Genomic DNA, 19,162 nt, shown 5'->3' on the forward strand with positions numbered 1-19,162 from the left:
TTTTTATATTTAACGCTTCAGCATTTATCAAAAGTTCATCTTAGCCAATATGTTTAAAGAGATAAAAAACAAGTACTTACGTTATTCAACAATATTTTTATTCTTCATAATAATTTTCTTTTGCGCACTTCAACTCAATTTTCTATGGCTATTTGGTTATTCTCCAAGTACGCACGACATCAAAATGCCTATGCTAAGGGTTGGTTCTGAGCTTTACACCTCAGATGGTAAATTAATTGGCCGATACTTTAAAGAAAACAGAACTCCTGTAAATTTCAATGAAATTTCTCCTAGTGTAATCCATGCATTAGTGGCTACGGAAGATGTTCGTTTTTACAAACATTGGGGAGTTGATGCACAAGCGGTAGGTAGAGCTATTATTGGAATGGGCGAAAAAGGTGGAGCCAGTACCATTACACAGCAGTTGGCCAAAAACCTTTACCGCACCAGATATAATAAATCTCAGGGACTTTTGGTAAAAATTCCAGTGATCAGGACAGTTATTTTTAAATTAAAGGAATGGTTAACAGCCGTTAAACTTGAATCACATTATTCAAAAAACGACATCATTACCATGTATTTAAATACTGTTTCTTTCGGAAATAATGCCTACGGAATTAAAACAGCCAGTAGAATTTATTTTGATAAAGATGCAAATGCATTAAGCGTGGCAGATGCAGCGATGCTGGTTGGAATGCTGAAAGGTACCACGATGTATAATCCGACTAAAAACCCGGAACGGGCGTTGGAACGTAGAAATGTGGTGTTAAGGCAAATGAATAAATACAAGTACCTAAGTAACGATAGCTTAACTGCACTTTCTAAAGAACCAATAAAACTTAAGGAAGGCGAAATGGAAGATGGAAGCGACGGTGATTCTTATTTAAGGGCTGCGGTTGCAAAATATCTGGAAAAATGGTGCCTTGATAATGGTTATGATTTGTATGAAGATGGATTAAAAATCTACACGACTATTGATTCGAAACTTCAGAAGTATGCTGAAGAAGCAGTGGCTGACCAAATGAAGACCTTACAGCGCAGATTTTACAGTGTTTGGGGAAATGAAGATCCATGGTATGATTCGGAGAAAAATAAAGTAAACTATCCGGAGCGGGCAATGAAGAACTTGCCAATTTATAGCATGTTGATGAAGAAATTTCCAAATCAGCCTGATTCTGTTACCGCGTATTTTAATAAAAAGAAAAAAATGAAGATTTTCACCTACAAGGGTGATCGGGATACCTCCTTTTCAACACTAGATTCTATTCGTTATTATGGCAAGATCATGAATACCGGGATGATGACCATGGAGCCGGCAAGTGGAAAAATTAAAGTTTGGGTAGGTGGTATCGACCATAAGTTTTTTAAATATGATCACGTAAACCAATCAAAACGCCAGGCTGGATCAACTTTTAAACCTTTTGCTTATTTAACTGCTTTGGAACAAGGAATGAGTCCTTGCGATAAATTTACAGATAAACCCGTAAGAATTAAATATCAGGATAAAGGCGAAACAAAATATTGGGAGCCTAAAAATGCAGATTACAACATCACTTATCAGGAAATGAGTTTACGTTGGGCGATGGCGAGATCGGTAAATACCATTACGGCACAGGTTACGGAAAAAGTGGGTTGGGATAATGTAGTTAAATATGCACATGAATGTGGGATCGACAGCCATTTGGAATCCGTTCCATCGGTAAGCTTAGGCTCGAATGATGTAACGGTTTATGAAATGGTAAAGGCTTACAGTACGTTCATGAATAAAGGCATTAAAACTGATCCTATTCTGGTTGAAAAAATTACGGATCAGGACAATAACGTGATTGATGAATTTAAGCCGAAAACTAAGCGTGTATTAACAGAAGAGATTGCCTGGTTAATGACTTATATGTTCCGTGGTGGTATGGAAGAACCAAGAGGAACTTCACAAGCTTTATGGGAATGGCCAAATTTATTTAAAAAGAATAACCAGATTGGTGGTAAAACAGGAACCTCTTCTGATTATGTTGATGCTTGGTATATGGGCTTAACCAAAGATTTAGTGACCGGTGTTTGGGTAGGTTGTGATGAAAGAACGGCGCACTTTAAAAATGGTGAGCAAGGTGAAGGATCGAGAACAGCGCTTCCAATTTTTGCCAAATTTATGGAGAAGGTTTATTTAGATCCGTCTACTGGTTACACTTACGGACCTTTTCCAAAGGCTACTGTCGAAATTACCAGAAGCTACAACTGTCCGAGTCCGCAATATGTTCGGGATACTACAACAGTAGATACCACGGCTGTAGATTCTACACAGTTTGATGTGCCCGAAACAGTAGATCCTGCAAATCCGGTAACACCTACCGAACAAGAGGTGAAAAAAGACGAAAAGAAACAAGATCCTGTTCCAAACCAGCCAGTACAAACCGCTCCATTAACCAGAAAAGAAGAAAGAGAATTGAGAAGAAAGCAACGGCAGGAAGAAAAAGAAAAGAAAAACAACGAAAATAACTAGATTTTCTGGAGAGAACATGGATTAATGATTGTTTTGAGCAGTTTTTAAGGGTTATTTTTTTAAAATACTTGAAACAATCACAAGTTTTAATTTCATTTCCGTTTAGTCTCTTTTGATTTTACAACATAATACTTTAAACCATACATATGAAAAAAGGCTCTACTTTAATTAGGAGGTACCTTCCAATGTTGATCTTGCTTGTTATTTCCGTTTCAGCACAGGCACAATATTTCGGACAAAATAAGGTAAGGTATAAAAAGCTTGATTTCAAAGTGTTGCAAACGCCACATTTTGAGATTTACTATTACCTTAAAAATGAAGCACTCTTAAAAAAGTTCTCTCAAGAGGCAGAAACCTGGTACAAGATGCACCAGGAAGTTTTTAGAGATACATTTCTAAAGAAAAATCCCATTATCCTATATAATAACCATCCAGATTTTCAGCAAACGACAGCTTTACAAGGTGAAATAGGAATTGGTACCGGCGGTGTAACTGAGGCATTAAAAAATCGGGTAATCATGCCCATAATGGAGTTGAACAGCCAAACCAGACACGTACTGGGTCATGAGCTGGTTCACGCTTTTCAGTACCACACGCTATTGGAAAAAGATTCCATCAGTATGGAAAATGTTGGACAGACCCCACTTTGGATGGTTGAAGGGATGGCAGAATACCTCTCCATCGGAAAAAAAGATGCCTTCACTTCTATGTGGATGCGTGATGCGATGCTGAACAGAGATATCCCTTCATTAAAAGACTTAACCAATTCAAATAAATACTTCCCCTATCGTTACGGTCAGGCATTCTGGACTTACATAGGTTCTCAATATGGAGATACCACCATTGTTCCATTGTTTAAGAATACGGCCAAGTATGGCTATGAAAATGCCATCAGGTATACCTTCGGTTATGATGATAAAACCCTTTCCGGCTTATGGAAAAATTCCATTGATGCGCATTATAAACCAATGTTAAAGGCAGATAGTTCGCAAATTAAAATCACTGGTACGAAAATCATTGACAATAAAAATGCAGGAAACATGAACGTTGCCCCTGCTTTAAGTCCGGATGGAAAATACCTGGCTTTTATGTCTGAAAAAGATTTGTTTGGTATTGATCTCTTTCTTGCCGATGCCAAAACAGGCAGAATTATTCGGAAGTTAAGCAGTCAGATTAGTAACGGACACATTGATGATTTCAACTTTATTGAATCTGCCGGGGCATGGTCGCCGGATAGCAAGCAGTTTGCATTCAGTATTTTTAGTCATGGCCGAAACCAGATGATGATTATCAATGTATCAAATGGAACAACTGTATCTCAAACCGCGATGGAACAGGTACAACAATTTGGAAATTTAACCTGGTCGCCAAACGGAAAAGACATTGCATTCTCGGGAATGGTAGAAGGACAAAGTGATATTTTTTCTTATAACCTGGATTCGAAAAAGGTTACCCAAATTACTAATGATATCTACTCCGATTATGCTCCTAATTATTCCCCTGATGGAAAAAAGATTGTTTTTTCTTCTGATCGTGCAGCGATCCAGGCCAATAATATTAATGTAGTAAATCCGATTAACTTAGCCATTTACGACATTGAAAAAAATACAGTAAACAATTTGAATGTGTTTCCTGGAGCGAATAATTTAAATGCACAATTTTCAGGAAACAGTCAGAATATTTATTTCTTATCCAACAGAGATGGATTTAGAAATCTTTACAAATACAACTTCGCAGACAATACAGTAGACCAGTTAACAGATTATTTCACCGGGATAAGTGGTATCACCGAATTTTCTCCTGCAATTTCTGTATCTACTACTGATGACATCGTTTACAGTTATTATCGTTACCAGCGTTATACCTTATATAATGCAAAGCTGAGTAGTTTCAAACCAACCAGAATAGGAAACCAGGATGAAAACTTTGATGCGGCGATCCTCCCTCCTATGGAAAATATCGGTGTCAACATTGTTAATTCTAACTTGAACAATTTCGATCGGTTTGAAAAAGTAGTTTCCGATTCTCTAAAAACAGTTGCTTACAAACCAAAATTCAGATTAGATTATTTAGCAAATAGTGGTGTAGGAGTTTCCTCGAGTCGTTTCGGAACCGGAGTTTCTGGCGGCATTGTGGGAATGTTTAGTGATATTTTGGGTACGAATCAAATCATTGCCAATATCTCCGTAAATGGTGAAATCTACGATGCCGGAGGTTTAGTGGGTTACATTAACCAAAAAAGCAGAATCAATTGGGGAGCTGCCGTTTCCCATATTCCTTATGTATCAGGTTTCAATTCAACGAGTTTTGAAAAGCTACCTGCGGATAACAATACCACTGTTGATGCTTTATCTCAAAATACTGATATCATTAGAACTTTCGAAGATCAGGTTCAGCTATTTGGCGCCTATCCATTTAGTAAAATACACCGTTTCGAATTAGGTGGTGCATTTTCACGTTACAGTTATAGGGTAGACAGATATAGCAGTTACTATAATTCGGCAGGTAATTTTATCGGCTCCGACCGCAAACGCATCTCCAATGAAGTGGCTTCACAGGATTATGGTATCCCATTTAATTCATTTACACTTTACCAATTGAATGCAGGTTTTGTTGGAGACAATTCTATTTTTGGCTTAACTGGTCCGCTGGATGGTTTTAGATATCGCGTGAGCGCAGAAAAATATTTTGGCACCTACAACTTTTCGGGTGTAACTGCAGATTTAAGAAAGTATTGGAGATTGAAGCCTGTTACCATAGCAGCGAGAACTTACAACACCTTAAGAATTGGTGATGATGCTGATCGGCTTTATCCGATGTATGTGGGTTACCCCTATTTAGTTAGAGGTTACGAATCAAATTCTATTTATAAAACAACTTCGGCACAATCCTCAGAATCTTTTGATATTAACCAATTGACAGGAAGTAAAATCGCAGTTTTTAATTTTGAATTGAGATTACCATTTACCGGCCCTAAAAAATTAGCGGCAATTCCATCCAAATTCTTATTCAGTGATTTAAATTTATTCTTCGATGCAGGTTTAGCATGGACCAATGATACGCAGGTGAAATTTAAAAGTGAACCTACTTACACTACAGAGATCTTAAGAGACAACAGTGGCAATCCGGTTTTAGATAGTCAAGGTAAACAACTTACCTTCCAATCAACAACCGAACGTGTTCCTGTAATGAGTGTTGGTATCTCACTACGGGTAAATGTTTTTGGTTATTTTGTACTAGAGCCTTATTATGCCATTCCTTTCCAACGGAAGGATGTGAATGGCGGTGTATTTGGTTTAACCTTTGCACCGGGCTGGTAATCGATTTTTTTACTGCTAATGGATTTGTTTCAGAATAGCAAGAATTTTTACATTATGAAAAATATTTTTCTCATTATATTATTATCTTTTAGGGTGCTGGCTTTTGCTCAGGATGTTACTGAGCCTGCAAATAACCCGAAAGAATGGTCTGAAAAAACAGAGCCTTTTAGAATTGCCGGTAACCTCTATTATGTGGGCACCTATGATTTAGCATCATATTTAATTGTTACTAATCAGGGCAATATTTTAATTAATACCGGATTAGCCAATTCATTTCCAATAATAAAGGAGAATATTAAAACGCTGGGTTTCGACTATAAATCAATTAAAATATTGCTTTTAACTCAAGCGCACTTTGATCACTTGGGTGCAATGGCTGATATTAAGAGAGAAACAGGTGCAAAACTTTATGTTGATGAGAAGGATGCAAATGAACTTAAAACAGGTGGTAAATCTGATTACGAACTTGGAAAACTTGGCGTTAGTTTCAAACCTATCGCACCTGATTATCTTCTTAAAAACAATGACAAGGTAAAACTGGGCAACACAACGTTAACAATGCTTCATCATCCGGGGCACACAAAGGGTTCATGCAGTTTTGTTTTTAATACCAGAGATAAAAACAGAAGCTACCGTATCCTGATTGCAAACCTACCATCAATAATTACTGATAGAAAATTTTCGGAAATAAAAGATTATCCAACAATTAAAGAAGATTACATTAAAACATTTGATGCCATGCAAAAAATTGATTTTGATGTATGGGTTGCTTCACATGCCAGCCAATTTGATCTTCATCAAAAACGTAAACCAGGAGTTGCTTACAATCCAAAAGTTTTTATGGATAGAGCGGAATACCTGAATAAGATTAAAGATCTAAAAAATACTCTTTTAGAAAAAGTAAAAGAATAATCCTAATCCACCTGAACATATCTTCATTTACCAAAATCTTTAATTAAGGTATTGAATACCTTTTAGGATTAAACGCTTTACCTATGATAAACTCGTAAAAGCAAGGTTAATCTGGTTGGTGATGTTTCTATGTAATAAGATGTTTTCAAAATCTAAACCAATAGTAAGATCGATCCAATCCGGATTGCAGGAACGAACCAGGCGCTCTTTTTGCATTCTCGTAAACCTGCTAATTATTTTGAAACGAGCCAGTGCCTGAGCCTCGCTTTTAAATTCTTCAAAGTATACTAAACGTGTTAATTGTTGCCCATTATCGAAAAACAAATTTGGCATTTGCTTATAGAAGTCTAATGTTTTAATTAAATCAGAACTCATGCCTACATGCATGCTGGTGCGATTTCTGTCGGTAACGATGTAAACAAATTTTTTCATGATTTTTAACTTTTTAATTAAACTAAACTATTTAGTATGCCTTCTTGCAAATCAAAATAATATTACTAACTTTATGAGCATAAAATTACTAACTATTTTAGTAATTCCAAATTTATTTTAAACTTTATTTTTATGTCGAATATTTCAAATAATTTAAAGTATCTCAGAAAGAAAAAAGGCCATACACAGCAGAATTTCGCTGATATTATGGAAATCAAGAGATCACTTATTGGTGCTTATGAAGAAGATCGAGCAGAACCAAAATACGATTTGCTAAAAAAAATAGCAGAATATTTTGAATTAACCATCGATGAATTCATTAATGAGAAGATAAGTGACAGCTGGAAACCTAAACCTAAAAGCTCTGGTTCTAACTTAAGGGTATTAAGTATTTCAGTAGATCAGAACGATCGGGAGAACATTGAGTTGGTACCCGTTAAGGCAAGTGCTGGTTATCTGAATGGTTTTTCAGATCCACAGTACATCAGCGATCTTCCTAAATTCCAATTGCCACTCGCCGCGCTTCGTCAGGGTACTTTCAGGGCTTTTGAGATTATGGGTGATAGTATGTTACCTGTTCAACCTGGAAGTGTTATTATAGGTGAATACCTGGAGAACTGGAATGAAGTTAAAACTGGTGAGACCTATATCGTAATCAGTAAAAATGAAGGTGTTGTTTATAAACGTGCCGGAAACCGATTCAAAGAAAATAAAGACTTGAAATTAATTTCAGACAATAAAGTATACGATCCATATACCATTGCAGCTGATGATATTTTGGAAATCTGGCGTGCGAAAGCATATATATCTACGTCCTTACCAGAACCTGCACCAGACCCAACAATGGAAACTTTAAGTCAGATGATGGCGCAGATGCAAAAGTCAATTTCTCAGCTTAACAAAAATTAACACTTTTTAACTTATAGCCGATTAAACTGTTTCGTGCTTTTCATCTCTATTATACAAACACATAAATAATAAGAACATGAAAAAAGCAATTTTAACAATCGCAATAGCAGTAATGGGTTTTACTGCTGCGTTTGCACAAGACAGTACCAAAAGGCCAAGAAGACAAATGCCTAAATTAACTGCAGAACAACGTGCAGAAAAAGCAACTTCAAGATTAGAGAAAGAGCTGAACTTAACTGCAGATCAGAAAAAGAAAATTTACGCAGTTGAATTAGAAAACGCTAAAAAAATGGAAACCTGGAGAAAAGCCGAAGAAGGTGCAAGGAAAGGAAAAATGGATGAGCGTAAGGCTGTACTTGATCAACAAAAAGCAAAAATCGACGGCATATTAACAGCAGAGCAAAGAACTAAAATGGAAGCTTTCCGCGCTGAAGCAAGAGAAAAAGGTGGAAAAATGCGCAAAGGAATGCACCATGGTGATAGAAAAGGTAAAGGACCAAAAGCACCAACCCCACCAGTAAAAGGCTAAATAAATTTAGCAATAACAATATTCGATAATATGGAAATGCCCCGAAGTAAATTTTGGGGCATTTTTGTTATTAACCTGATTATAGTATTTGCAACCGCTATTCTAAAAGAGGATTATGATTTCCATTTCTCCCTTTCAGATTATCATGTTAATACTTCTTTTAGACATGGTTTTTTCTGCATTTTGCTAACCAACTTTAATAAAGCACAGGTTTTACCGAAGAGCACCGTCAATCCCAAGGGCCAGGAAAATCAAAAAAACGGTTGTACAATAGTATATAATAGCACTACCAAACCTTAAACGCAGTGGTTTTGTGTTCATAAATGCAAATTCGAAGCCTAAGATAATTCTGAACACAAAACGAAGTGCCTGTTTTTTTGATGTGTGTAGGATTGTCTAAAAGGCCCCTAGCTGGATTGACAGGGCGCTTTGGGTACTTTGGCGCTCCAAAGTACCATGCCTCCGCGGCAAAGAGCGGGCAAAAATATTTAAAAATTAATGCCCAAAGGGCAGGTATAAGTCAATCAATTTAGGCCATTACTGTTCTTACTTTAAATAACCGCTTTTCTTTAAAAATGCAGACCACACTTCATATCCTGCTGGAATCAAGTGTAAACCATCTTTAGTTAACTCTGCACGTAAATGTTTATCCTGATCCGAGAAAACCGGATAAAGATCCACTACCGTAACATTTTTAGCATTAAGCTTTCTGATTTCCTCGTTTAGATAAATAATATGTTCATCCTTACCATAGTGATTTTTGAATTTCGCGAAGGAGCTATTTACGGGAAGAAGTGTATTGAAGTAAATCCGGGTCTTCTTCGATCCTTTTCTAATTCTCGCAACCATTAATTTATAATTCCTCAGAATAATACTATCTGGAATATTTCTAGAGATATCATTAATCCCGATGAGAATGAAAACTTTTGACGGCTTTCCATCAATTACATCCTGCAACCTGTCTAAAACGCCAAAAGTAATATCGCCGGATATGCCACGGTTTTTCGCCTGTGGCAAATCTAAAAGCTTAGCCCAATCTGTTCCTGCAGTGATGCTGTTTCCCAGAAAAACTATATCTTTCTTCGATTTTGGATCATCTTTAAACTTCTTTACCAACTCAACATATTTACCTGGCCGATAAGTGCTATCCCATTGTACTGTTTGTGCGTTTACAGTCGCAACGGTAAATAATAAACTGAATGTGATCAGGCATTTGTAGAAAGAAGTTCTTCTCATAAGTGGATTGGATTATATTCTTCAAACATAATTATTTTGCCTGAACTAAAATATCAGGGTAATCAGATATTATTCCATCTACCTTTAAAGCTTTTAGTTTTTGAATGTCTTCTAATTTATTGGCAGTCCAGGGAATAACTTTCACGCCATCGACATGCGCCTTTGTTACCAACTCTTCATTTACCATTTGCCAAACCGGACTTAAAATAAATGGCTTATAACCCAAATCTGCAATATTTTCCTCGTAAGATTTCTTATTTGCCACCAGGAATGAAGTCTTTATCTCAGGATAATTTTTGTTGATCAGCTGAATCGTTCGTTTATCGAATGACTGAATCACTACGAAAGGTGCAATTTTCTTTTTTTCAATTACCTCAATCAATAGCTTAACAAAAACTTCCGGCTCAGGATTGGTAATGCCATCGCCCTGCGGACTGCACTTCGTTTCAATGTTATAGAAAACCTGCTGGCGTTTATTTTTCTTGATGTCCTGCTGAACAGAATCAATCAAGTTTGCCAATAGCGGAATGTAACTTTTCACCTTTCGTTGTGTTGGAAATGCCTCAAAATATTTTGTTCCAAGATCAAATTGTTTCAACTCCGCATAATCCATCCCAAAAACTGGATATCGCTTTGCATCTGCTTCCGGAATATCTTTTCCATCAGGTGTAAGCATAAAGGCAGGACTCAAATAATCATCATGAGTAACAACCACTTGCCCATCTTTTGTAATATGCGTATCCATTTCCAGAGTGGTTATACCTTTAATATTCAAGGTATTGATCATGGCCATGATCGTATTTTCTGGCACCAAACCTCTTCCGCCCCGATGTGCCTCTGCACTGAAAGCAGGAAACTTAATATTCTTTTGACCGTAAGAGTTTATTGCTACTAAGGAGGCAGTGGTAATTAATATTGCGGATAAGCTTGATTTCATCATTGATAGATTATAATTTTTTGAGTAATTAGATAAATTTAAGCGTCTACTTCTGTGGTAAACTTTTCGCCGAAACGATCGATTGCAACTACCTTCACCTTTTTAACTGCAGGCTCAAAATGTGCCATAAAAAGGTGGTCGGTTGATCTGGCTTCTACAAAAGGTCTTGGATTTGGCAACTTGTCGCCCCTGTATAATTTAACTGCCAATGGGTCAAAGCCATCCTGCTGTGCAAGCGTTCCCATTGCTTTGCCGTCTAAGAAATACTCAACCTTCCATTCCGGGTCGTAATTCCAAACATTGGCAATTACTCGTTTCTGATTTGTTAAAGTTTCTACGTAAACCGACAATTGATCTTTTCTATCTCTGTCAGTTGATTTATAATACCATTTCAGATTTGTTCCGTCAACCTCATATACGCCGTAACCGCGTGGTGTTCCATCTTCGCAAATCGGCCCAGTCCACCAACCGCCGCAAACTGTGCCATGATTATGCTCATATACACCATTTTTGATCACATTTTTATTAAAGTGTGTATGGCCAGACATGATATGAACATTTTTAAAATCTTTGATTACAGCATAAAAGTCATCGTTGTTTTTTACTGAATTATGCACCGGGATATGCAGACAAATAATCAAAAGTGCGTCTTTCTTCACAAACTGCAAATCTTTAGCAAGCCAATCTAGTTGTGTTGGCGTGATATATCCATCATAGTTTCTTTCGGTTCCCAGATAGCGTACGTCATCTAAAACAACATAATGTGCTTTCCCGCGATTAAACGAATAATAAGTTGGGCCGTAGTGTGCCTGGAAGGTTCTGTCAGATGTATCATCACCACCTTGTCTGTAATCCTGATCATGATTACCGAGTGCCTGAAAAAAAGGAATGCCAATTTTCGCTATTGCTTCATCATAGGCTGGAAATAAATCAAAATTATCCCACACTAAATCTCCAACGCCTATTCCATGTACCAATGTTTTCCCCATTCCCTCAACCGTTTTCCTGGTATCAGGCACTGACGTTTCCATCATCTGCTGTACATCACTTTTGTTTTTTACCTGGGGATCTGCCCAAATAATGAAGTTATGCTTATGATCGTTTTGTTTTAAAGGCTGAAGATCAAAGTTTAATTTTCCGGCAGTATCTGGTTTATAATAGTGTCTGGAGATGCTACTTTCCGTTTTAAATTCATAACCAGATGGCGTACTGATCCAAACAAAACGGGCAAGCTCGTGTAATTTAATTTCATAATGACCAGTTTTATCAGTTTGTACCACCTGATAGCCATCAGAAATTACCACGCCTGCCACCGCTTTACCTTTGCTGGTAACCGATCCGCTTACTACCCCATCAATGGAAAACATTGATGATGGGAAAGATTTTAAGCTTACAAAAAGCGTGGTAGTTAATAAACTTGTTTTTTGGATAAAAGATCTTCTATTCATAAATATTAAATGTTGAAACAAATCAATCAAGCCATCTATTTATGGATGGCTTGATCGATTAAATTAATTTACCAGGGTTGTGAAGCCTGTTGCTTGTTCGATTTCGGAAAGCTGTGAATTGGCCTTAAGTTCAATACCTCTGGCTACTCTCCCTGTACTCCATAAGCCAGTTGTTGCATCATAAACACCGCCAAGAATAGTAAAATTAGTTGCAGCAGGAAAGGCAAACTTATTTGTATTGGTGCCTGCTCCATAAAAACTCACCCGTTTTCTATTTTGAATCACACTGTATTTATCAGTATTGGTAATGCGATAGCCCACTTCTGGCGGACCAGCACTATAAATGCTTCCACCTCCGCCAAACATCACTACATCTAAAGGAATTGAAGTAGCGGTTACATTTATGCCATCGAACACCGCAATACCGGCTACGTTACCACTGTTAGCCAACAGGTTAGAGGTTGCTGTCCCAAAGCCATCGCCATTCACGGTGGCATATTGCATACTCTTAATCCATACAGCAGCGCTGATATTTGTTGAACCAGCACCCCAGATATTTTTATTACCACCTACATAACAAAACTGTCCTTTCTTAACCGTTCCAGATGTGATATTAAACTTGTATGTTCTTACACCACCCATTGCCCAGCCCAAAACTGGTGCTGCCGTAATCCCTGCATTATTAGTGGTTACAATAGCCATTGGTGTAACTGCAAAATTGATATCTTTTGTCGCTTTAAACTGCATGTATTCATAATTGGCATCAGAACTGGTTGGGTCGACCAGGTATCCCGTAATCACTAATGGTGAGACTTTAATAATGTCCAGCTCATAAACATCATCCAGGTATCTTGGCCAAATCTGTATTGCGTTTGAGGTTTTAAACGCGATTCCGGTAAAATCAGCAAATGGAACCATTGCAGCTTTTGCCAATGAAGCATTCGCTTCGGTATGCACTGTCACCTTGCCAAAACCATCATTGATCATTTTATCACCCACGAAAACCTCTCCTGTTGCAGGTTCTGGTTCTACCACCCCCTTACTAATCGTAATCAATGTACTTTCATAAAAATCAGGACGGCTGTTGAGTGTTCCGGCGTTTACGGCCTGTACCTTTATACTTCTGCCCGAAGCTATTTTTTTTATTTCGCTTGCGTTTACCCCGGCAAGCTGAAGAATTCCATTCTCACGCTTCAATGTACTCCCATCTATTTTGATGTGAACAGAATCTCCCGGAACGTACTTAACAGACTCTGAACCGATATTAATGGCGATGCCCCTTAACGAATCAATCCCGCTTCCTGTAATTCTGCTATTTTGCAGGATTAGTAATCCGGCAGGTACATTTCCGTTCGTCTGATCAGAAATAACCACCCCTCTAATGCTATTGGCTCCCGCCAGGTTAGTGGTGTTTAGCTGTACTTCTGCATTTTTATAAAGTTTACGCAGATCAAAATTTGCAATAAACGGACTTGGATTTACCACCACATAATCGCTTTCACGTTTGCAGCTCAATAAAGTGCTACCGAAAATAAAAATAGCAGCTAGGTATAATATGATGTGTTTCATAAATTCTCGGTTAAGGTTTTTGCCACCAAACAAGTGTGTTAATGTCATCTGCACCTTGAGCGGCAACTGCATTGCGGTAAGCCGTTGGGTTTGTAGATTGTGTAACTAATGGATAATTGAGTCTGGCAGGCATTTGACCGCCATTGGCGAAACCAGTTCCAGTTTGTAAAAATGGATGTTTTGTACGGCGATATTCCAGCCATTGTTGGAAATCGACTAAGAACAGTGCATAATATTTCTGAATCTGAATCAGTTGCATTTTGCTTGGCGAGTTCCTGGTTAGGTTCTCTAAAGGCAAAGCGTTACTCCATGTGATATCTGCTGCAGTTACATAATTAGTTACCTCCGGATCACTAGCACCTGTAAAGCGCTCAGGCATCCAGTAATTTACAGCATCTGCAATTCCCTTTAAATAATAGGTTTCTCCGGTTCCATTAATCCAGCCTTTTGCCGCGGCTTCAGCCAGTATAAAATCGACTTCAGCACAATTCATAATGATCCCTGTAAAACGATCAGTCTGTAAAGTATAAGGTGCATTCGTGGCATCAGAATAAAAATAAGATTGCTTTTTCACTGAATTACCAGCATCATATCCGCTAGGCACACCCACATAGCCATCGGGTCCTGGTGCGATTCCAAACCGATTTACATTATTTTTTCCCAGCTGTGGATTCACACGCGGATCTGCCCAGGCCGTAAGGTTACCCAGAAAGAAGTCGGTAATGGCAGGCGTTCTGAAGTCGACGGCTCGAACACCAATCATAAATGGCGAGGAATAAACAGCCGTACTGCTATTGGTGCCATTCCATAAAATTTTTGCCGTGTGCGCATTATTCTCCATAATCGGATAATTTGCTTTGTTCGTATCTGCTATCTCTTTTATTTTAGCAATCGCTTGTGCGCTCATCTCTGATTTACCAGAAATACGGAGCAATAATCTTAAATATAATGAGTTACCAAACCTGCGCCACTTGCTAATATCCCCTTGGTACACTGGATCGGAAGAAGCGGTGATCGCCTTTCCTTCCGATAATAATTTATTTGCTTCTTCGAGCTTAGCTAAAAGATCCAGGTAAATATCCTTTTGTTTATCAAAGGCAGGCTCGATAATTCCCTCTTTGCCTTTATTGGCATCAAAGTATGGAACATCCCCATAAACATCAGTTAACAACTGAAATACCCAGGCCTGCGTAATCAAAGAAATTCCTTTATAAGAGTTGTTTAATGATTCTGGCTGATTGGCAATGTTGTAAATATCCCGTAAGTTAGTTAATTCGACATACCAATTGTTCCAGGTATAATCTGCCCAGTTCCGGCGAACATCGTAACGGAACACTTTACCTTCAGCATCACTTATATCTACCGTAACCTGCATTAACTCGTTGTTAAAACTTCGATTCCTCGACATATTTGTAGAGAGCACATTTACCAAGGCTGGCGCCAGTAACTGGCCTGCTGTGGTGGTAGAACGCCCAATCGGATCTGTATTGACTTCATTAAAATCTTTTTTACAAGAGAAAGCCGATAAACAAAACAGAGATATAAAGATATAGCTGGTTATTTGATTTTTTGTTTTCATTGTCTTTTAATTATAAGCCTACCACTAAACGAACACCATAACTTCTGGTGGATGGTAATTGACCTGTTTCAAAACCCTGCACGATATCAGTGCCAGAAAGCGTTCCAAATTCAGGATCAAATGCCGGCCATGGCGACCAAATAAATAGATTTCTTCCGTATGCACCTATGGTTAGCTTGGTAAAACCGATTCTTTTTAAGAATGCTGGCCCGAAAGCATAAGTAATGTTTGCCTCCCTGAATTTTAAATAATCTGTTCTGAATACGCTGCCTTCTGCCTGGTCTGAACCATAAAGAGAAGTATAAAAGCTTTCCAGATTAGTTGCTACCACGTCATTTGGACGATAAGTGCCGTTTGAATTTTGAACCACCCCATCTCCAACAACACCATTATATCTTCCTGGTAAGGTGAGGTTAAGTTTTCCTAAAGCAGCCATCCTGGAGAAAGTAAGTGAATGTGCTACGGCGCCCAGCTGCGCATCAAATAATCCATTGATGCTGAAGCGATCGTAGGTTAGCGTAGAACCAAAACTGAATCTAAACTTCGGCATGGTATTACCCAGATAAATTAAATCGGAAGTACTGATTTTGGCATTTCCTGTAGTTGAATCATAAACAATCTGACCATCTGGCGATCGCATATATCCCCTTCCATATAAATCGCCCATGCTTCCTCCAACGTTCGCTACGATTTGTCCGCCACCCAGGGCACCAGTTCTAAGCACCACAGAACTATCTGCTAATTCTTTAATAATGTTGCGGTTTGCAGTAAATGTTCCGGTAAGTTCCCATTTAAATTTCTGTCCTTTAATCGGCGTTCCGTTAACGGCAATCTCAATCCCCTTATTTTGTACGCGACCCACATTAAAAACAGCCACATTATAACCGGTTGAGCGATCGACAATTCTATTTAGGATTTGATTCTTCGTATTGCCAAGATAAGCGGCAAAGTCAAAATTTAAGCGGTTTTTAAATAACCGTAACTCTGTACCCAATTCTATAGTAGTGGTTTTTAACGGTTTTAAATTTGGGTTTGGTAAAACGTTCGGATTTGTCATTGCGCTATCCGGATAAACCCCATTCGAAGCAAGACTATAATTATAAGCGGTTCGGTATGGTGTTGTTCCGCCGCTTCCAACCTGAGAAACTGATGCTCTTAATTTAAAGAAACTGATTGCCTGGGGAAGAGATAATAAATCTGAAACAATAAGTGAAGTACTGGCTGATGGATAAAAGAAACCAACATTATCCGTTCTGAATGGAGTTGCCAATGTGCTGCTCCAATCCTGGCGACCAGTTAAATCAAGAAATAGGTAGTTTTTGAAACTGAAGGATAAGGCTGCATAAAAACTATTAATCCGATATCTGGCCGTATCCGGAACAGAAACAAGCGGACTTGCATTATTGGTAAGGTCATAAATTCCTGGAACAACTAATCCATCTGCACGCAATTCAGATTTTTTATATTCATTCCGCATCTGGCTTCCGCCTACGTTGGCATTTAGCTGTAAGTCTTTGGTGATTTTTTTATCATATCGAACCAGAAAATCAACGTTTGTTTCGTAAGAATTAATGTTCTGCACACGATAAGATCCTTGCGCAAATTTATTTCCGGCGGCATCCCACGGGCGTTGTGTTTCGCGGATATCTTTATTATAATCTATTGATCCCCTTAATAAAAAACTTAAATTGCTGGCAATTTTATAAGTGGCCTGAATATTACTCAAGATCCCGTTTCTACGTTGCTTATTAATATACTGCTCAGAAATGGCATATGGACTTTCAGGATTGGTGGTGGTAATGTTCACAAACTGAACATTCTCCTTTCCCGGCGCCCAGTAATCTCTGTACCAATCGGTATTTACATTGGGTTGAGCAAACATAAACCAGTACATTAAAGATTGGTTTCCATAACCTGTTGCAGGTAAGTTATCGCTGTTCCTGTTGTTATAGTTTGCTTTGAACGTTACACTTAACTTTTTACTGGCATCCGTATTGGCAGAGTAAGAAACTGAAGTACGATTTAATCCGGTATTCGGTACAATCCACTCGTTATCGCCATGACTGACAGAAAAACGCATGCCTACACCTTTGTAAGAACCGTCTAAACTTAAAGAGTTTGAGGATTCGAAACCAGTTTGAAAGAAAGCATCAACCGGGTTTTGATAAGCTACCCATGGTGTTCTGGCTAATCCACGTATTTTTGTTGCCGGATCATATTGAAAATAACTTGCACCTGTACCGAATGGAGCGCCCCAACTTGCACTGGTACCATTCGTACTTGGACCATCATCCGATGTGCCATAAGAGAAATAAGGTACGCCGAATTGGCCCTGACCAAATTGATTTTGAGCATCAGGGCTTTTATTTACGGTTTCCCACGTGCTGTTTGAGGTGAATGTGATGTTGAGTTTTTTGTTTGCTTTACCAGATTTTGTGGTGATGATAATGGCACCGTTAGCACCGCGTTGTCCGTACAAAGCAGATGCTCCTGGCCCTTTCAATACGGTAACACTCTCAATATCATCAGGATTTAAATCGTTCAATGCAGAACCAAAATCGGCTGGCATCACATCTCCTGATGTACCGTAAACACCTCCGGAAGACGCAGCCGTACGCCTGGCAGAACTACTGGCCACTACCCCATCAATTACAATCAGCGCCTCATTATCGCCGGTGAGGTTGTTCTCTCCACGTAAGATAATTTTATTCGAAGCTGCCGGACCACTGTTCCGAACCAGATTTAACCCAGCTACTTTTCCAGATAACGATTCTGTCCAATTACTGGCCACAGCATTTGTTAAGGCTGTGCTGTCCACTTTAGTTACCGAATAACCCAAAGCTTTCTCCTCCCTTTTTATTCCTAAAGCAGTGACCACCACTTCATTTAAATTGCTTGTAGAAGAAGCTAATCTAATAACCGCATTGGTTTCATTGCTATTAAATACCCGGCTAACGGCTTTGTAACCCACCATATTGTAGGTTATTGTACTGCCTTTCGTAATATTTACGGCGAAATTTCCTTTGTCATTGGTTACCCCTAAAAATTTTCTATTGCCATCTGTAATCGTTGTTCCAACCAGAATTTGTCCATCTTCATCATCTAAGACCGTTCCTTTAACCATGATGGTAGCAGGAGTAATTTGTGCAATTGCGGTGCTGAAGAAGAAAAGCGGAATGAGTGCAGCAGCGATAAAAGCTGCCAATCCTTTCTGTAGATGACCAGAACTTTTGAGGACTTGTTGATCATCATTCTTGCGACTTTTCTTCAAATGTAAAACACATTGCCGCCAAGAAATTTTTTGAGTAAATTTTTTAATCATAATTAGCTATATCCGGTTAGTAATTGTTCCCTAATTCGTTTTACCAGTTCCGGATCAGCGGACAAAGTAAGCCTCCCCACATTAAAAGTATGTTAACGAAATATTAAGGTATAAGAATCTGAATGTAATTATTCCGTTTTATTTTTATTTAGTTATTATGTCTTTCGATAAAGACAATTTAATAACAAATCGAAAGTATTGATAATAAATAATATTTCCTATATCAATGATTGTTAGCAACTGTCAGAGCGCTGTATTTTGATATCTCTAATGGAAAAGCTAGTATAATAAAAAGCTAATAAACCTCATAAATAGTGTTATTTACAACTTTTATGTTGTTAGCTGGAGAAAAATAACAGTGTGATCAGAAATCGTAATAATTACGATACGCAATAAAAAATTTTAGCGGCAATGAAGTATAATATCCTTAAGTAACATTTTAATGATCATTCCATATCGAAAGATAAAGAAA

The 19,162-nt window shown here is 38.2% G+C and carries 12 protein-coding genes; 5 read left to right on the plus strand and 7 right to left on the minus strand.

Translation table 11 applies throughout. The features are described 5' to 3' along the window. Nucleotides 1-49 precede the first annotated feature (49 nt). The 3 genes from ACN1CD_RS06135 (at nt 50) to bla (ending at nt 6,729) form a co-directional block, all read left to right on the plus strand. Nucleotides 50-2,497, plus strand: a complete 2,448-nt coding sequence (locus ACN1CD_RS06135; protein ID WP_419129442.1) for a transglycosylase domain-containing protein — start codon at nt 50-52, stop codon at nt 2,495-2,497. Nucleotides 2,498-2,643: 146 nt separating this feature from the next. After that, complete coding sequence (locus ACN1CD_RS06140; RefSeq protein WP_419129443.1) at nt 2,644-5,817, plus strand: peptidase MA family metallohydrolase; 3,174 nt, start codon at nt 2,644-2,646, stop codon at nt 5,815-5,817. 54 nt (nt 5,818-5,871) lie between these two features. Next, nucleotides 5,872-6,729, plus strand: a complete 858-nt coding sequence (bla, locus tag ACN1CD_RS06145) for a subclass B3 metallo-beta-lactamase (protein WP_419129444.1) — start codon at nt 5,872-5,874, stop codon at nt 6,727-6,729. Between the two features lie 81 nt (nt 6,730-6,810). Here bla and ACN1CD_RS06150 read toward each other — a convergent pair whose 3' ends face one another. Continuing rightward, nucleotides 6,811-7,161 carry a GIY-YIG nuclease family protein gene (locus ACN1CD_RS06150; protein WP_320465884.1) on the minus strand — a complete coding sequence of 117 codons (351 nt, stop codon included), beginning with the start codon at nt 7,159-7,161 and terminating at the stop codon, nt 6,811-6,813. Between the two features lie 132 nt (nt 7,162-7,293). Between ACN1CD_RS06150 and ACN1CD_RS06155 the strand changes: the two genes are divergently transcribed. After that, nucleotides 7,294-8,070, plus strand: a complete 777-nt coding sequence (locus ACN1CD_RS06155) for an XRE family transcriptional regulator (RefSeq protein ID WP_419129445.1) — start codon at nt 7,294-7,296, stop codon at nt 8,068-8,070. A gap of 76 nt (nt 8,071-8,146) precedes the next feature. After that, nucleotides 8,147-8,599, plus strand: a complete 453-nt coding sequence (locus ACN1CD_RS06160; RefSeq protein ID WP_419129446.1) for a hypothetical protein — start codon at nt 8,147-8,149, stop codon at nt 8,597-8,599. Nucleotides 8,600-9,145: 546 nt separating this feature from the next. Here the strand turns inward: ACN1CD_RS06160 and ACN1CD_RS06165 are convergent. The 6 genes from ACN1CD_RS06165 to ACN1CD_RS06190 form a co-directional block, all read right to left on the minus strand. Continuing rightward, nucleotides 9,146-9,835 (minus strand): GDSL-type esterase/lipase family protein, encoded by a 690-nt coding sequence (locus ACN1CD_RS06165; RefSeq protein WP_419129447.1) that lies wholly within the window; start codon nt 9,833-9,835, stop codon nt 9,146-9,148. Nucleotides 9,836-9,866: 31 nt separating this feature from the next. Beyond that, nucleotides 9,867-10,775 (minus strand): glycerophosphodiester phosphodiesterase family protein, encoded by a 909-nt coding sequence (locus ACN1CD_RS06170; protein WP_419129448.1) that lies wholly within the window; start codon nt 10,773-10,775, stop codon nt 9,867-9,869. A gap of 35 nt (nt 10,776-10,810) precedes the next feature. Further along, nucleotides 10,811-12,220, minus strand: a complete 1,410-nt coding sequence (locus ACN1CD_RS06175; protein WP_419129449.1) for a calcineurin-like phosphoesterase C-terminal domain-containing protein — start codon at nt 12,218-12,220, stop codon at nt 10,811-10,813. Nucleotides 12,221-12,283: 63 nt separating this feature from the next. Continuing rightward, entirely contained in the window at nt 12,284-13,789 is a 1,506-nt protein-coding gene (locus ACN1CD_RS06180; RefSeq protein ID WP_419129450.1) for a DUF5689 domain-containing protein, read from the minus strand. Nucleotides 13,790-13,799: 10 nt separating this feature from the next. Further along, nucleotides 13,800-15,368, minus strand: coding sequence for a SusD/RagB family nutrient-binding outer membrane lipoprotein (locus ACN1CD_RS06185; protein ID WP_419129451.1), 1,569 nt, complete (start codon nt 15,366-15,368; stop codon nt 13,800-13,802). A 10-nt stretch (nt 15,369-15,378) separates the two neighbouring features. Then, a complete protein-coding gene (locus tag ACN1CD_RS06190; protein WP_419129452.1) occupies nt 15,379-18,639 on the minus strand; it encodes a SusC/RagA family TonB-linked outer membrane protein in 3,261 nt (1,086 codons plus the stop codon). Nucleotides 18,640-19,162 lie beyond the last annotated feature (523 nt).

Origin of the sequence: Pedobacter sp. N23S346 (assembly GCF_048515415.1) — a bacterium.
In the GTDB taxonomy this organism is placed as follows: Bacteria; Bacteroidota; Bacteroidia; order Sphingobacteriales; family Sphingobacteriaceae; genus Pedobacter.